The organism is Flindersiella endophytica, assembly GCF_054779015.1.
Genome location: NZ_BAAGYY010000044.1, coordinates 223,615 through 238,135, shown reverse-complemented (window position 1 = coordinate 238,135; position 14,521 = coordinate 223,615). Strand labels below are relative to the sequence as shown.

The following is a 14,521-nucleotide window of genomic DNA, read 5'->3' as shown; positions in this document are numbered from 1 at the left end:
ACACACGGCACAACCAACCAAACGGTCAGCCACACACGTGCACCACCAGGGGGCGTTTGTGCATTGACTATTAGCACGCTGTTGAGTTCTCAAGAATCGGACGCGCACCGCATCAGACCTCACGGCCATCCCTCGGGGCAACCCTTCAACCCTACCAGGCCAAAGCAACCCGGTCGAAACCGGTTAGCTGGTCTGGTTGGATTTCCTCGCCGGTACGGCCACGGCCGCCTGCTAGGGCTTCCGCGTCCTGCGCTCTCAGCGAGGAGTCCTACCTTAGCCAGTGCTTCCGAGCCGGTCAAACCGGTTCTTCCGCTCCAGCCTCCCGCATCTTCCCGGCCCGACCCGTAGCACAGCGGCACCCGGTTCAGATCGTTCGGAGTTTTGGGATTCCCCGCCGGTCCGACCGCTTTCGCGTCCGGCGCTCCGTGCGAGGCGTGTAGAACCATACGTGCCGCCTGAGGCAGAGTCAAATCCGGGGTCGCCTTCACCAGCACCCCACCGGCGCTCCACAGCATCACCGCAGGTCAGAGCGACTCCGCCGGGCCAGCGCGTGGCCTACTTAAGTTGTAACGCCTTGCCGAACCCGTACGTTCCCCCGATGCCCCGCCCTCAAACCAACCGGGCCGCCGAGAGTCCCGGAGGACGCTCGGCGGCCCGAAATCGATCGTCAAATCGGTCAGGACGGGATGATCTCCACGCCCGCGAGGTTGCGCCGGCCACGCCTGAGCACCAGCCAGCGACCGTTGAGTAGGCGGTCGACCGGGGCAGGTCCGTCGGGATCCGTGACGCGATCGTTATTCACGTACGCCCCGCCCTCCCCGATCGTCCGTCTCGCAGCCGACTTACTGGGCGCGAGCTCGGTCAACGCGAACACCTCGGCGATCGTCGACGGCACCTCACCGGCAGACACGGAGACGTGTGGCGCCTCACGTAGTGCAGCGTCCAGCGTGCGCGCCTCGATCTCCTCGAGACTCCCCCGCCCGAACAGTGCCTGGGACGCGGCGATGACCTGCTGGGTCTCCGCCGCTCCGTGCACCGTCGTCGTCAGCTCTTCCGCGAGTACGCGCTGAGCCTCCCGCGCCGCCGGACGTTCCGCCGTCGCCTTCTCCAGCTCCTCCAGCTGCTCACGACCGCGGAAGCTGAACGTACGGAGGTAGTTGGCCACATCGGCATCCGGCGTGTTGAACCAGTACTGGTAGAAGGCGTACGGCGAGAGTGCCTCCGGATCCAGCCAGAGGTTGACCCCGTCCTCGCTCTTGCCGAACTTCTTCCCGTCCGACCGCAGCAGCAGCGGCGTCGCCAGTGCGTGCACCGCCGTGCCTTCCGCGCGCCGGACCAGCTCCACGCCCGCGGTGATGTTGCCCCACTGGTCGGAGCCGCCGGTCTGCAGCACGCAGCCGTACCGCTTGTGCAGCTCGAGGTAGTCGAAGGCCTGCAGGATCTGGTAGCTGAACTCGGTGTATCCGATGCCGGCGTCCGACTCGAGCCTGGCCTTGACGGCCTCCTTCTGCATCATCTTGTTGACACGGAAGTAGCGGCCGACGTCGCGCAGGAACTCGATCGCGCTGAGCGGTGCCGTCCAGTCGAGGTTGTTGACGACCGTCGCGGCGTTCGGACCGTCGAACGACACGAAGCGTGCGACCTGCTTCTTGATCCGCTCGACGTTGTCGGCGATGACCTCGGCCGGCTGCAGGGTCCGCTCGGCGTCCGGCTTCGGGTCGCCGATCAGCCCGGTCGAGCCTCCGACCAGGATCAACGGACGGTGCCCGGCCTCCTGGAAACGGCGCGCCGTCGCCAGTTGCACGAGGTTGCCGGCGTGCAGGCTCGGTCCGCTCGGGTCGAAGCCGACGTAATAGGTGACCGGTCCATCAGCGAGCGCGGTGCGGAGCGCGGCCTCGTCGGTCGTCTCGGCGACCAGGCCACGCCAATGCAGCTCGTCCAGGATGTCGGTCACGGGTGTCCCTCTCTACGGGTACTAAGCAGTTGTCTCCCTAAGCGTGCCCGATCGTTTCTTGGGCACATGTGGCCGGTATACCGACACAGACGTCTCGCCGTCCAGCCAAAAACGCCAGGGCCGGTCAGCCGCCTGCGCGAGACCGACCCTTGGACCACGTTTGACCAGCCGCTTCGGCACCCGTCGACCAGGTGCGAAGCGCAGCGGCGAGTCGGCGTCGCAGACGTCCAGCCCGTCACAGGCCTTGTCGATGCCGAGCGCCTGGGCCAGCCGGGCCGGCCCCCGGGCAAGATCGCGCGACGACTTCGCGGCCGCCCGCCGGGTACGTGCCAGCTCCTCGCCGGCCACCACTTCGCCTGCGCGGAGCAGTACGGCACTCGGTGTCCCCTCTGGACCGCAGACGAGGTTGACGCACCAGTGCATGCCGTAGGTGAAGTAGACGTACGCATGTCCAGGCTCGCCGAACATCACGGCGTTACGCCTGGTCAGCCCTCGATAGGCGTGGGAGCCGGGGTCGTTGGGCCCGTCGTAGGCCTCGACCTCGGTGATCCGCACCGTGACGAGCCCTTCGCCGGTCTCGTGTTCGAACGTGGCGCCGAGGAGGGTAGGTGCGACCTGGAGCACGGGGCGGTCGAAGAACGTACGGGACACGGGGTCATTCCTACCAAACCCTGTTTACTTCTACTTAGGACAGGCTAACCTTAGGTTATGGTTGACGTGCCGTTCTCCATTCGCATCCGGATGGCCTCGCGTGAGCTGCACGCCGAGGCACACGACTCGACCTTCGTCAGCGACCTGCTCGACGGACGGCTCGACCTTTGTGCGTACGCGCGCTACACCGCCCAGCTCTGGCACGTCTACCGTGCACTGGAATCCGCACCGCCTGCCGACCCACTCACCACGCCGTTCGTGCGCTCTGAGCTGCTACGACAAGGGGCGATCGAAGCCGACCTGGCGTTCTTGCTCGGTCCGGACTGGGAGCTGTCGACCGCTCCCCTGCCGACCACGATCGCGTACGTCAGCCGGATCCGCGAGGTCGCCTCGACCTGGCCTGGCGGCTACCTCGCACACCACTACACGCGTTACCTCGGCGACCTCTCCGGCGGCCAGGTCGTACGCGCGATGGCAGAGCGCGCGTGGGGCCTCGCGCACAAAGGCGACGGCGTGCGGTTCTACGTCTTCGACGAGATCGGCAACCCGGCGGCGTTCAAACGGGAGTACCGCGCCGCTCTCGATGCGCTGCCGGTCGACGAGGTCGAGCAGCAGCGGATCATCGACGAGTGCAAGCGCGCGTTCCGCTGCAACATCGCGATGCTGGACGAGCTGGCCCGTGCGCTCGCGATCAGTGCCTGACGCCGACGTCCGGGTTGGCTTTGACCAGCCGTTTCGGCGCGCGGGCGAGCCATGAGTCGGTGACGATCTCGGTGAGCTCGGACACGTCGAGCCGGTCCAGCCAGGCGAAGACGGCCGACGGGAAAGCTTTGGCCACCCAGTAGGCCCGAGGGTTGTCCCGAACCAGCGCGTCGCGGCCCTCGTTGCTCCAGAACTGCAGGATCTCGCGACCGTCGTCCCAGCGCAGCCGCGCGAACTGCTTCCCCTTGACGTCGTACGCAGGCGAGCCCTCGTGTGCCTGTCCCGGCGTGACTTCCGGCAGCCGCAACGCGATCGCGCCGACATCGTCCCAAGTCGCCATTCGAGCAGGGTAGACCGTGGCTGACGGGTTCCGCCGGAACTGCGAGGACGTCCGGCCGGCACTCGCCGTGCAGCCGACCTCCGACCTCCGACCTCCTGACCTGGTCGTTTCGGAGGCACCGAGGCCGGCCGAGCAGGACTAGACGGTCCAGTTGGCGGCTGCGGTGTCGATGCGCCCACCGAGGACGGCGAGCTGCTCGCGGACGCGCGACGGTGCCGTGCCGCCCACTCCTGACCGCGCGTCGAGCGCCCCGCGTACCGTCAGGACGGTGCGCACCTCGGGCGTGAGGTGCGGGGAGATCTCGGCCAGCTCGGCGTCCGACAGGTCCGGGAGGTCGATGCCCCGCTTCTCACACGCCGCTACGCACGCACCGGCGATCTCGTGAGCGTCCCGGAACACCACGCCCTGCTTGACCAGCCACTCGGCCACGTCGGTGGCCAGCGCGAAGCCCAGCGGCGCCGCGGCCGCCATCTTCTCCGCGTCGAACCGGCTCGTCGCCACCATGCCGGTCACGGCGGGAAGGACGAGAAGCAGCTGGTCAACCGTGTCGAAGACCGGCTCCTTGTCCTCCTGCAGGTCGCGGTTGTAGGCGAACGGCATGCCCTTGAGTGTCGCCAGCAGCCCGGTGAGGTTGCCGATCAGCCGGCCGGACTTGCCGCGTACGAGCTCGGCGATGTCGGGGTTCTTCTTCTGAGGCATGATCGAGCTGCCGGTGGCGAACGCGTCGTCGAGCCGGACCCAGCCGAACTCCGTCGACGCCCACAGGCAGTATTCCTCGCCGATCCTCGACAGGTGTACGCCGATCATCGTCGCCACGAACAGGAACTCCGCCACGAAGTCGCGGTCGCTGGTGGCGTCGATGGAGTTCTGCGCGGCCTGCTTGAAACCGAGCTCGACCGCGACCGTCTCCGGGTCGAGCGGCAACGACGAGCCGGCCAGCGCACCGGCACCCAGTGGCGAGATCGCAGTGCGGTCGTCCCAGTCGTGCAGCCGGTCGAGGTCGCGTGCGAGCCCGTGGATGTGCTTGGCCAGCTCGTGACCGAACGAGACCGGCTGAGCGTGCTGCAGGTGCGTGAAGCCCGGGGCGACGCTCTCGACGTGCTGCTCGGCCTGCTCCAGCAGCGCCCGCTGCAGCGCGATCACCTCGACGGCGATCTGCTTGGCCGCCGCACGGAGGTAGAGCCGGAAGTCGGTGGCCACCTGGTCGTTACGGCTGCGCCCAGCGCGCAGCTTGCCGCCGAGCGGGCCGAGCCGCTGGAGGAGCTCGCGTTCGACCGCGGTGTGCACGTCTTCGTCGTCCGGTTGCGGCAGCACCGCACCGGACTCGACGTCCGAGGAAAGCTCGGCGAGCGCGGTCTCGACGCGCGCGAGCTCGTCGGACGTCAGCAGGCCGGCGCGCCGGAGCACGCGAGCGTGCGCGCCGGTCTGGACGATGTCGTACGGTGCCAGGCGCCAGTCGAAATGGGTGCTCTTCGAAAGTGCCGCCAGCGCGTCGGATGGTCCGCCGGCGAACCTCCCGCCCCACAGCCTGGTCGTCTGCTCAGCCACTTCTCTCCTCAACGGTTCTTTCGGGCAAGTCCAAGTAGGTGGTCGGCGACCTCCTGGCCGCCGTCGGGGTCCTTCGTCACGACGAGCACGGTGTCGTCTCCGGCGATCGTGCCGATCACGGTCTCGAGTTCGGCATGATCCATCGCCGAGGCGAAGAACTGCGCCGCTCCCGGCGGTGTCCGCAGCACCACGAGGTTGGCGGACGCCACCGCCGAGACCAGCAACTCTCCGCATACCCGGGCCAGCCGGCCGCCCACCGCGGTGGACTCGTTCGGTGCGACGCGAGGCGTACGGTCGCCGCCCTCACCGGGTACGGCATAGACCAGCACACCCTCGGAGTTGCGCACGCGTACAGCACCGAGCTCCACCAGGTCGCGCGAGAGCGTCGCCTGCGTCACCGCGATGCTTGCCTCGGTGAGCAGGTCGGCAAGCTCGGTCTGGGAGCGCACCGCGTGCCGGGACAGCACTTCGACGATGTACTGCTGGCGGGCCGTCTTGGTCGCCGGGTGCGTGCTCATCGTCGAGATTCCTCCAGTAGCCAGATCAGCAGAGCTTTCTGGGCGTGCAGCCGGTTCTCAGCCTCGTCCCAGACCGCGCTCTGCGGGCCGTCGATGACCTCGGCGGAGATCTCCTGGCCGCGGTACGCGGGCAAGCAGTGTAGGACGATGGCGTCGTCGGCAGCGCGACCGAGCAGAGTCTGGTCGATCGCGTACGGCACGAACGGCCGCTGCCGCTCGGCCGCCTCGGCCTCCTGGCCCATCGAGACCCACGTGTCGGTCGCCAGCACGTCTGCTCCTTCGGCGGCCGCGACGGCGTTGTGCAGAACCTCGACCGACCCGCCGGTCTGCCCTGCGATCTCCGCCGCACGCCGGACGATCGCCTCGTCGGGGAGATAGCCGTCCGGTGTGCCGATGCGTACGTGCATGCCGGCCGTCGCGCCACCGAGGAGGTACGAGTGCGCCATGTTGTTGGCGCCGTCGCCGAGGTAGCTGAACGTGAGGCCGGCGAGCTTGCCCTTGCGCTCGCGTACGGTCTGCAGGTCGGCGAGGATCTGGCAGGGGTGGTACTCGTCGGTGAGCGCGTTGACGACGGGCACGCTGCTCGCGGCGGCCATCGCGTCGATCCGTTCCTGGCCGTACGTCCGCCACACGATCGCGTCGACCTGCCGGCTGAACACCCGTGCGGTGTCCTCGATCGTCTCCCCCTTGGCGATCTGCGAGGTCTGCGCGTCGATCACGAGGGGGTAGCCGCCGAGCTCGGCGATGCCGACGCTGAACGACACGCGGGTACGGGTCGAGGTCTTGTCGAACAGGACGGCGACCGCCTTCGGCCCCTCCAGCGGCCTGTGCTTGAAGCGGTTCTGCTTCACGTCGTCGGCGAGGTCGAGCACCTGCTGCTGCTCGTCCGGCGTGAGGTCGTCGTCCTTCAGGAAGTGCCTAAGCATCTGAGCCCTCCAGGGCGGCGTCGAGGATCGCCGGGAACGCGTCGAGCAGCTGCTGAACCTGCTCGGCGGTGACGATCAGCGGCGGTGCGATCCGGATCGCGTTCGGCTGTACGGCGTTGACGAGGAAGCCGGCCCGCTTGGCGGCGGCCTGCACAAGCGGAGCCTTCTCAGCGGTCAGCACGGCAGCCCGCCAGAGGCCACTCCCCCGTACGCCGGCGAGCAGCGGGTGCTGGATCGCGGCGAGGCCGTCGGAGAGCTGCTGGCCGACCTTGAGCGTGTGGTCGAGCAGGCCTTCCTTCTCGATGGTGTCGAGTACGGCGAGGGCCGCGGCCGCGGCGACCGGATTGCCGCCGAACGTAGAGCCGTGGTCACCCTTGCCGAACACGTCGCCGAACGTGCCGAGGCCGATGCACGCACCGATCGGAAGCCCGCCGCCCAGGCCCTTGGCCAGCGTCATGACGTCGGGCAGGACACCGTCGTGCTGGTGCGCGAACCAGGTGCCCGTACGGCCGATCCCGCTCTGGATCTCGTCGAGAACGAACGCGGCGCCGGTCGCGTCGCAGACCTCGCGAGCCGCCCGGAGGTAGCCGTCCGGAGGCGGCACGACACCGGCTTCGCCCTGCGTGGGCTCGAGGAACACCGCGGCACACCGGTTGTCGACGCTGGCCTCGAGCGCGGCAGCATCGCCGTAGGGCACGAAGCGTACGTCGGTGCCGAACGGAGCGAACGGCTCCCGGATCGAGGCCTTGCCCGTGATCGACAGCGCGCCCATGCTCCTGCCGTGGAACCCACTGTCGGCCGCCACGACGTAAGCCCGCTTGCCGTTGTGGTTGCCATAGAGCCTGACCAGCTTGAACGCGGCCTCGTTTGCCTCGGTGCCGGAGTTGGTGAAGAAGACCTTGCCGGGATGACCGAGCCTGGCGAGCAACGCCTCGGCCAGCAGCACCTCGGGCTCGTGCAGGAACAGGTTGGAGCTGTGCGCGAGCGTGCCGACCTGCTTGGAAACGGCCTCGACCAGCGCCGGATGCGCGTGTCCCAGCGAGGAAACGGCGATACCGGCGATGAAGTCGAGGTAGTGGTTGCCGTCGACGTCCCACACGACGCAGCCCTCGCCGCGTGCGAGCGCGACGGGAGGAATGCCGTACGTGGGCATCAGCGCGGCCTCGAACCGCGCGGTGAGCTCTTCATAGATTGTCATTGGGACCCTTCCGGCAGCACCATCGTGCCGATTCCCTCGTTGGTGAAGACTTCGAGCAGCAGTGAGTGCGCGACGCGGCCGTCGATGACGTGGGCGCGTGGCACTCCCCCTTGTACGGCGCGCAGGCAGGCCTCCATCTTGGGCACCATGCCGGACGCCAGGCTTGGCAAGAGTTTGGCAAGCTCGCCGGTGGTGAGCTCGCTGATCACCTCGTCGCTGTTGGGCCAGTCGCGATAGAGGCCCTCGACGTCGGTGAGCACGACCAGCTTCTCCGCCCCGAGCGCGACCGCGAGCGCCGCCGCGGCCGTGTCGGCGTTGACGTTGTGGACCTCACCGTCGATGTCGGGCGCGACACTGGACACGACCGGGATCCGGCCCGCGTCGATCAGGTCGCGGACGGCTTCCGGACGCACCGACACGACATCGCCCACGAGGCCGAGGTCGACGGGTTCGCCGTCGACGACCGTTCCCCTGCGTTCGGCGGTGAACAGGCCGGCGTCCTCACCGGAGAGGCCGACAGCGATCGGGCCATGGCTGTTGACGAGCCCGACCAGCTCGCGGCCGACCTGGCCGACCAGCACCATGCGTACGACGTCCATCGCCTCGGGCGAGGTGACGCGCAGGCCACCGCGGAACTCGCTGGGGATGCCGAGCCGCTTCAGCATGTCACTGATCTGCGGGCCACCGCCGTGGACGACGACCGGCTGGAGGCCGGCGTAGCGCAGGAAAGCGATGTCCTCGGCGAACGCCTGCTTGAGCTTGTCGTCGGTCATCGCGTTGCCGCCGTACTTGATGACGACGACGGCACCGGAGAACTGCTGCAGCCACGGCAGGGCCTCGATCAGGGTGCCGGCCTTCTCCTGGGCCAGCTTGAGATCGCGTTTCTTGAGCTCTGTCATGTGGAATATGCCGAGTTCTCGTGTACGTAGGCGTGGGTGAGGTCGTTGGTCCAGATCGTGGCGGACTCGTTGCCCGCTTTGAGATCGACGATGACGTCGACGTCGCGCTTGTCGAGGTTGACGAGGTCGCGGTCTTCGGCCGGCTCGGAGTCGCGGCACACTTGGACGCCGTTGATCGACACGTCGAGCTTGGCGGGGTCGAACGCCGCGCTCGTCGTACCGACAGCGGCAACGATGCGGCCCCAGTTGGGGTCCTTGCCGAAGATCGCGCACTTGAAGAGGTTGTTGCGGGCGATGGATCGGCCGACTTCGATGGCGTCGTCTTCGCTTGCGGCGTTGACGATCTGGATCGCGATGTCGTGCTCGGAGCCCTCGGCGTCCGACAATAACTGCTGGCCGAGGTCGTGGCAGACCTCGTAGACGGCCTTGGCGAAGTCTTTGTAATCGGGCGTTACTCCAGAGGCGCCACTGGCGAGCAGCACGACCGTGTCGTTGGTGGACATGCAGCCGTCGGAGTCGATGCGGTCGAACGTCAGCTTGGTGGCCGCGCGGAGGGCCTGGTCGGCCGTCGCGGAGTCCACGTCGGCGTCCGTGGTGAGGACGACGAGCATGGTGGCCAGCGAGGGCGCGAACATCCCGGCGCCCTTGGCCATGCCGCCGACGCTCCAGCCCTGGTCGTTCCGGACGCCGGCCTGCTTCGAGACCGTGTCGGTCGTCATGATCGCCGTGGCCGCCGCGTCACCGCCATCGGCGTCGAGCTGCCCGGCGGCGTTCGCGATGCCGTCGAGCAGTTTGGGACGGTCGAGCTGCGGGCCGATCAGGCCCGTCGAGCAGACTACGACGTCGCCTGCGGAGACGTTCAGCAACTCGGCGACGGCCTCGGCGGAGGCGTGCGTGTTCTGGAAGCCTTCGGGGCCGGTGTAGCAGTTGGCGCCGCCGGAGTTGAGTACGACCGCACGCACCTGGCCGTCCTGGACGACCTGCTCGCTCCAGAGCACGGGATTGGCCTTGCAGCGGTTGGCGGTGAAGACGGCGGCCGCTGCCGCGTTCGGGCCGTCGTTGACGACGAGGGCGACGTCGGGTTTGCCACTGGGCTTGAGCCCGGCAGTTACCCCGGCCGCCCGGAACCCCTTCGGTTGTGTGACGCTCACGGTTTCGTTCCTTCCCGGAACACTAGGCGGATATCGGCGTGACGACGGTGTGGCCTCGTCGTCGCCAGGCCGCTCCTGCCGCTTCGGCTTGGTGCCTCGGCACCAGCACCCAGTCGGTGTCGAACGTCGAGTTCGTGAGCACGCTGATCCGTTCTTCCACAAGGGGTTCCAGCAGTTCCGCCAGCACGCCGACCAGTCCGGGGTCGAGCGGGCCGACGACTTCGAACGCGGTGTACGGGCCGATGGACATCAGACCTTCGGGCACCGAGGCGGCTTCGCACAGCAGGGAGAGCTCGCCGGGCGTACGTACGACCGCGGTGATCGGGCCCGCGACCCAGGACGGAACGTCCTCGTCGGGTGCGAGCCGGCAGACGACCAGGTCGGCGCCGTGCTGCCGGAGCGTCCAGGTCATGGCGCGAGTCCGGTCGTTGGGAGGCCGGTGGTCTCGGGCAGGCCGAGCGCGAGGTTCATGCACTGGATCGCGCCGCCGGCCGTGCCCTTGGTGAGGTTGTCCTCGGCGGCGACGACGACCAGCCGGCCTGCTCGTTCGTCGACGGCTACCTGCGCGAGCACGGTGTTGGCGCCCAGAACCGCGGCGGTGGTCGGCCAGGTGCCTTCGGGAAGCAGGTGCAGGAACGGCTCGTCCGACCAGGCCTTGGCGTAGGTCTCACGGGCCTGTGCCGTGTCGACGCCCGGCTTGATCCTGGCCGTGCAGGTGGCGAGGATGCCGCGCGGCATCGGGGCGAGCGTCGGGGTGAACGAGACCGTGACGTCTTCTGTGGTGGCCTTGCCGAGGTTCTGCTCGATCTCGGGCGTGTGGCGGTGGACGCCGCCGACGGAGTACGCCGACATCGCGCCCATCACCTCGCTGCCGAGCAGGTTGGGCTTGAGCGACTTGCCGGCGCCCGACGTACCGGACGCGGCGACGATCACGATGTCCTGCGGCTCGACCAGACCGGCCTGGACGGCAGGGAGCAGCGCGAGGCTGGAGACGGTGGGATAGCAGCCGGGTACGGCGATCCGCTTGGCCGTGGCCAGGACGTCGCGCTGGCCGGGGAGCTCCGGGAGGCCATACGGCCAAGTGCCGGCGTGCTCGCCGCCGTACCACTGCTCCCAGTCCTCGGCGTTCTCCAGGCGGAAGTCCGCACCACAGTCGATGACGAGGACGTCGTCGGGCAGCTGCTGCGCGATCGCGGCGGACTGGCCGTGGGGTAGGCCGAGGAAGACGATGTCGTGGCCTTTGAGCAGGTCCGCCGTGGTGTCGGCGAGGACGCGGTCGGCCAGCGGGAGGAGATGCGGGTGGTGGGCGCCGAGCTTGCTGCCGGCGTTGCCGCCCGCGGTCAGCGTGCCGACTTCGATCTCGGGGTGGCCGAGCAGCAGGCGTAACACCTCGCCGCCCGCGTACCCGCTCGCGCCGGCGACGGCCGCACTGAACCCCATGAACGCACACTCCTCTGGTCGGTCTGCATGATTATGCCATCGGATGAATGGCCATGCAATCGCGGGCGGGAGATGCGGCTCTGGCTATTCGGTTTCGGAGGACTCGCCGTTGGACGATGCCGGGCGGGTGGTGCGTACGGGCGGGCGCCATCCGGGTGGCGGCGTCTGCATCTTCTGGGCGCCCTGACCAGGGATGTTCTGCGGGCCGGAGTACGGCTCGGGTTGCGGCATCGGCTGCGGGCCGGAACGAGGCTCGGCGTAGACGGGGTGCGGGCCCGACGGTGGTTCGGAGTAGATCGGGTGCGGGCCGGATTGCGGCTCGGCGTATGGCATCGGGCCCGACGGGGGTTCGGGCATCGGGCCGAAGGGTGGGACCGCGGGTGGGATCACCCTCGATGCCGGCATCGGCCCAGCTTGCGGGCCTGTTTGCGGGCCGGTCTGGCTGGGCTGCGGGCCGGTCGGCGGCTCGGCACGTGCCACCCGGATCGGGCCGGACGGTGCGGGAGCCTGCGGATCGGCGCCGGGCAGTCGGCGCGGAACCGGCGGCGTGTCCACAGCGGGGTTCTCCTGCGTCATCAGCGCGGCCTGTCGGCGAGCAGGACGCTGGCGCGTGCGCTCGGGCTCCCGCTCACGTTCGCGAGGGACCGGCGGCCACGCTTCCGGGCGAGCGGCGGCCTCGCGCTGGCGGGCGTTCTCCCTGACCAGCTTGATGATGATGAGTACGAGGACGAGACCACCGATCACCACCGCCGCCAACGCAGCGACCACAAGTGCCCGTCCCATCCCACCTCTCCCATCACGCTCGCTCGGCCATGTCAACAGCTTGGCACCAAACCCCGGCCGCGAACCAGCCTAAATCCGCTACCGCACGGGATCACTCTTCATACTCTCCGCTATTGACAAGCAGAGTTTTTACGTACAAACTTGTTTTCGTGATGAAGGACGTGCTCTACCTCGAACGCCTCGAGCAGGCGGAGGCCTTGTTGAAGCCGCAGCGCATCGAAGTGCTGCGGCAGCTCGCCGAGCCGCGCACCTGCGGCGAGGTGGCGACCAAGCTCCACCAGACGTCGCAGCGGGTCTACTACCACGTGCGGCGCCTGGTCGACGCCGAGTTGGTGACCCAGGTGAGCGAGCGCCGGGTGCGCGGCATCCAGGAGGGCATCTATCAAGCCAGCGCCCGCTCTTACTGGATGTCGCCGCGCCTGGTCGGCACGCTCGGCGTGCGGCGCGCACAGGACGAGCTGAGCCTCGGATATCTCCTCAACCTGGTCGAAGAGGTGCAGGCCGACATCGCCGGGCTCGACCGGACGGCTCCGGAGCTCCCGTCGATCGGCGTCTCAGGCGACGTTCGGGTACGCCCCGAGCAACGGCAGGCCTTCCTCGACGACCTGCGCACCACCCTGCAGGACCTGTTCACCCGATACGGCGGCTCCGAGGGCGACGCGTTCCGGCTTGCCGTGGCCTGTTACCCGAAGGGAAACCCAGATGAGTGACTACACGGTTCGGGCCCGGATCGCGGCACCGCCGGCGAGCGTGCGGAGCGCGCTGACCGATCCCGCCGCGCTTCGTACCTGGCTGGCTGAGCACGCCGAGGTCTCGCTGGCCGACGGGCAGTTCGAGTTCTGGGGTCGCTACACGCCACAGGGCCAACCCGGCCGGCAGCGACTACGTGCGGTGGGAGCCGACCGGCTCTGCTTCGCGTGGACGCTCGACGAGGTCGAGACCAGGGTGGAGCTCTACTGGTCGGCCGACGAATCCGACGGCACGCTGCTGACGCTCACTCAGTCCGGTTTGCCAACGCTCGATGAGCTGATGGCCCCACCGGGGCGCCGCAACGGCCTGCACACCATGCACACGTTCTGGAGCCTGGCGCTGGCCAACCTCGCGGCCCATCTCGAGGGCCGCGACCTGATGCCGCTGTGCGACTTCAGTTCGGACCGGGCGCGGGAGATCCGGTTCGAGCTGAGGATCGACTCCTCGCCCGAGGAGGTGTTCGCGGCGCTGGCGGATCCCGACCAGATCGAGCGATGGTTCGGCTGGCGGGTCGAGCTGGAGCCCACGGTCGGCGGCCGCACCACGTTCGGGATCGACGGCCGGATCTTCGAGTTCGAGCCCGGGCGCAGGCTCGCCTACGGCGACGAGCACGGCGCGGTCGTGCGGTGGGAGCTGACCGGCTCCGATGGATCAACCCACCTGTCGTTCGTGCAGAGCGGCTTCGGCGCCGACGAGCTCGACGACGCCGCGCAGCACGAGGCCGGCTGGCTCGGCGGCGTGGCCGAACTAAAGCGCATGTACGAGCTCGGCGCCGCTTATCAGCCGCTGATCGTCGAGTCCGAACTGCCGCAGGCCGGCGACACGACGGTCACCTATCAAGTCCGGCTCGACGCTCCTCCCGAGGAAGTCTTCGAGGCGCTCACCGAGGAGCACGCGCTGTCGATCTGGCTGGCCGAGCAGGCCGAGGTGTCGCTGGTTGACGGGCAGTTCGAGTTCTGGGGCCGCTTCACGCCGGAGGGCGAGCCCGGCCGGCAACGCCTGATCGAGGCGGTGCCGGGCCGGCTGCTTCGGTTCGCCTGGCTCCTCGACGGCGTGGAGACCACGGTCGAGATCGGACTGAAGCCCGCCGGACCCGAGCGCACGGTCGCCACCGTCACGCACTCCGGCTGCGTGCCCTATCAAGAGGTGCTGGCCGGCAAGAGCCAGAGCGTACGCGGGGTCATGCACACGTTCTGGGCGCTCTCGATGGCCAACCTCGCCGACTACGTCATCGGGCGCAAGCTCACACCGATGTGCGACTACACAGACGACCTCGACCCCGATCGCTACGCCGACGTGCTCGTCGACGCAGAGCTCGACGCGGTCTACGCCTCGATCGCCGACGAGGACCGCTTCGCCGACTGGTTCGGCGCGCGGCCGAGCGACATCGTGCTCGACGGCTCGGCAGGCGTGGTCGCGGAGCCGCGGCCGGGCGAGGAGATCACGTTCTCCTGGGGCGGCGCGGGCATGGTCCGCTGGGAGCTATCGGGCACCGAAGGCAAGACATCGTTGACATTCGTGCAGAGCGGGTTCGACCGGCCCGCCGACGTGTCGGGCTGGGCCGGCTGGCTCAGCGGCGTAGCCGAGTTGCGCCGCATGCACGAGCTGGGCGATGCCTGGCAGCCGATCACCGCCGTCGACCTGACCGAGAAGGGATGACC

General features: G+C 68.7%; 16 protein-coding genes. 4 read left to right on the top strand and 12 right to left on the bottom strand.

Annotated features, from left to right (window positions below; all coding sequences use genetic code 11):
* Positions 1-676: 676 nt before the first annotated feature.
* Positions 677-1,954: a tyrosine--tRNA ligase gene (gene tyrS / locus ACYVF6_RS46015; RefSeq protein WP_460533539.1), complete on the bottom strand. Its 1,278-nt coding sequence runs from the start codon at positions 1,952-1,954 to the stop codon at positions 677-679.
* Between the two features lie 21 nt (positions 1,955-1,975).
* Positions 1,976-2,605 (bottom strand): DNA-3-methyladenine glycosylase, encoded by a 630-nt coding sequence (locus tag ACYVF6_RS46010; RefSeq protein ID WP_460533536.1) that lies wholly within the window; start codon positions 2,603-2,605, stop codon positions 1,976-1,978.
* A gap of 57 nt (positions 2,606-2,662) precedes the next feature.
* Here ACYVF6_RS46010 and ACYVF6_RS46005 point away from each other — a divergent pair, with 57 nt between their 5' ends.
* On the top strand, positions 2,663-3,307 hold the full coding sequence (locus ACYVF6_RS46005) for a biliverdin-producing heme oxygenase (protein WP_460533533.1): 645 nt from the start codon (positions 2,663-2,665) through the stop codon (positions 3,305-3,307).
* Here the strand turns inward: ACYVF6_RS46005 and ACYVF6_RS46000 are convergent.
* Positions 3,297-3,647: an MmcQ/YjbR family DNA-binding protein gene (locus ACYVF6_RS46000; protein WP_460533530.1), complete on the bottom strand. Its 351-nt coding sequence runs from the start codon at positions 3,645-3,647 to the stop codon at positions 3,297-3,299. The two genes, ACYVF6_RS46005 and ACYVF6_RS46000, sit on opposite strands and share 11 nt — an antisense overlap.
* A gap of 16 nt (positions 3,648-3,663) precedes the next feature.
* On the opposite strand from ACYVF6_RS46000, the gene ACYVF6_RS45995 reads away from it, so the two are divergent.
* On the top strand, positions 3,664-3,789 hold the full coding sequence (locus ACYVF6_RS45995) for a hypothetical protein (RefSeq protein WP_460533527.1): 126 nt from the start codon (positions 3,664-3,666) through the stop codon (positions 3,787-3,789).
* Here ACYVF6_RS45995 and argH read toward each other — a convergent pair.
* The 9 genes from argH to ACYVF6_RS45950 all read right to left on the bottom strand — a co-directional run bounded on the left by argH (position 3,786) and on the right by ACYVF6_RS45950 (position 12,110).
* Positions 3,786-5,195, bottom strand: a complete 1,410-nt coding sequence (argH, locus tag ACYVF6_RS45990; protein ID WP_460533524.1) for an argininosuccinate lyase — start codon at positions 5,193-5,195, stop codon at positions 3,786-3,788. The genes ACYVF6_RS45995 and argH overlap by 4 nt on opposite strands.
* 8 nt (positions 5,196-5,203) lie before the next feature.
* Positions 5,204-5,713 carry an arginine repressor gene (locus ACYVF6_RS45985; protein WP_460533521.1) on the bottom strand — a complete coding sequence of 170 codons (510 nt, stop codon included), beginning with the start codon at positions 5,711-5,713 and terminating at the stop codon, positions 5,204-5,206.
* Positions 5,710-6,639 (bottom strand): ornithine carbamoyltransferase, encoded by a 930-nt coding sequence (argF, locus tag ACYVF6_RS45980; protein ID WP_460533519.1) that lies wholly within the window; start codon positions 6,637-6,639, stop codon positions 5,710-5,712. The genes ACYVF6_RS45985 and argF overlap by 4 nt, the downstream gene beginning before the upstream one ends.
* Positions 6,632-7,837 (bottom strand): aspartate aminotransferase family protein, encoded by a 1,206-nt coding sequence (locus ACYVF6_RS45975; protein ID WP_460533516.1) that lies wholly within the window; start codon positions 7,835-7,837, stop codon positions 6,632-6,634. Before ACYVF6_RS45975 ends, argF begins: the two co-directional genes overlap by 8 nt.
* Positions 7,834-8,736 (bottom strand): acetylglutamate kinase, encoded by a 903-nt coding sequence (argB, locus tag ACYVF6_RS45970; protein WP_460533513.1) that lies wholly within the window; start codon positions 8,734-8,736, stop codon positions 7,834-7,836. The genes ACYVF6_RS45975 and argB overlap by 4 nt, the downstream gene beginning before the upstream one ends.
* The gene (gene argJ / locus ACYVF6_RS45965) at positions 8,733-9,887 is read right to left on the bottom strand and encodes a bifunctional glutamate N-acetyltransferase/amino-acid acetyltransferase (RefSeq protein WP_460533511.1); all 1,155 of its coding nucleotides are present in this window, start codon (positions 9,885-9,887) and stop codon (positions 8,733-8,735) included. The genes argB and argJ overlap by 4 nt, the downstream gene beginning before the upstream one ends.
* 22 nt (positions 9,888-9,909) lie before the next feature.
* Positions 9,910-10,299 (bottom strand): ACT domain-containing protein, encoded by a 390-nt coding sequence (locus ACYVF6_RS45960; RefSeq protein WP_460533508.1) that lies wholly within the window; start codon positions 10,297-10,299, stop codon positions 9,910-9,912.
* The gene (gene argC, locus ACYVF6_RS45955) at positions 10,296-11,327 is read right to left on the bottom strand and encodes an N-acetyl-gamma-glutamyl-phosphate reductase (protein WP_460533505.1); all 1,032 of its coding nucleotides are present in this window, start codon (positions 11,325-11,327) and stop codon (positions 10,296-10,298) included. Before argC ends, ACYVF6_RS45960 begins: the two co-directional genes overlap by 4 nt.
* An 84-nt stretch (positions 11,328-11,411) precedes the next feature.
* The gene (locus ACYVF6_RS45950) at positions 11,412-12,110 is read right to left on the bottom strand and encodes a hypothetical protein (RefSeq protein WP_460533502.1); all 699 of its coding nucleotides are present in this window, start codon (positions 12,108-12,110) and stop codon (positions 11,412-11,414) included.
* A 152-nt stretch (positions 12,111-12,262) separates the two neighbouring features.
* Between ACYVF6_RS45950 and ACYVF6_RS45945 the strand changes: the two genes are divergently transcribed.
* Positions 12,263-12,820 carry an ArsR/SmtB family transcription factor gene (locus tag ACYVF6_RS45945; RefSeq protein ID WP_460533551.1) on the top strand — a complete coding sequence of 186 codons (558 nt, stop codon included), beginning with the start codon at positions 12,263-12,265 and terminating at the stop codon, positions 12,818-12,820.
* Complete coding sequence (locus tag ACYVF6_RS45940) at positions 12,813-14,519, top strand: SRPBCC family protein (protein WP_460533499.1); 1,707 nt, start codon at positions 12,813-12,815, stop codon at positions 14,517-14,519. Before ACYVF6_RS45945 ends, ACYVF6_RS45940 begins: the two co-directional genes overlap by 8 nt.
* Positions 14,520-14,521: the final 2 nt, after the last annotated feature.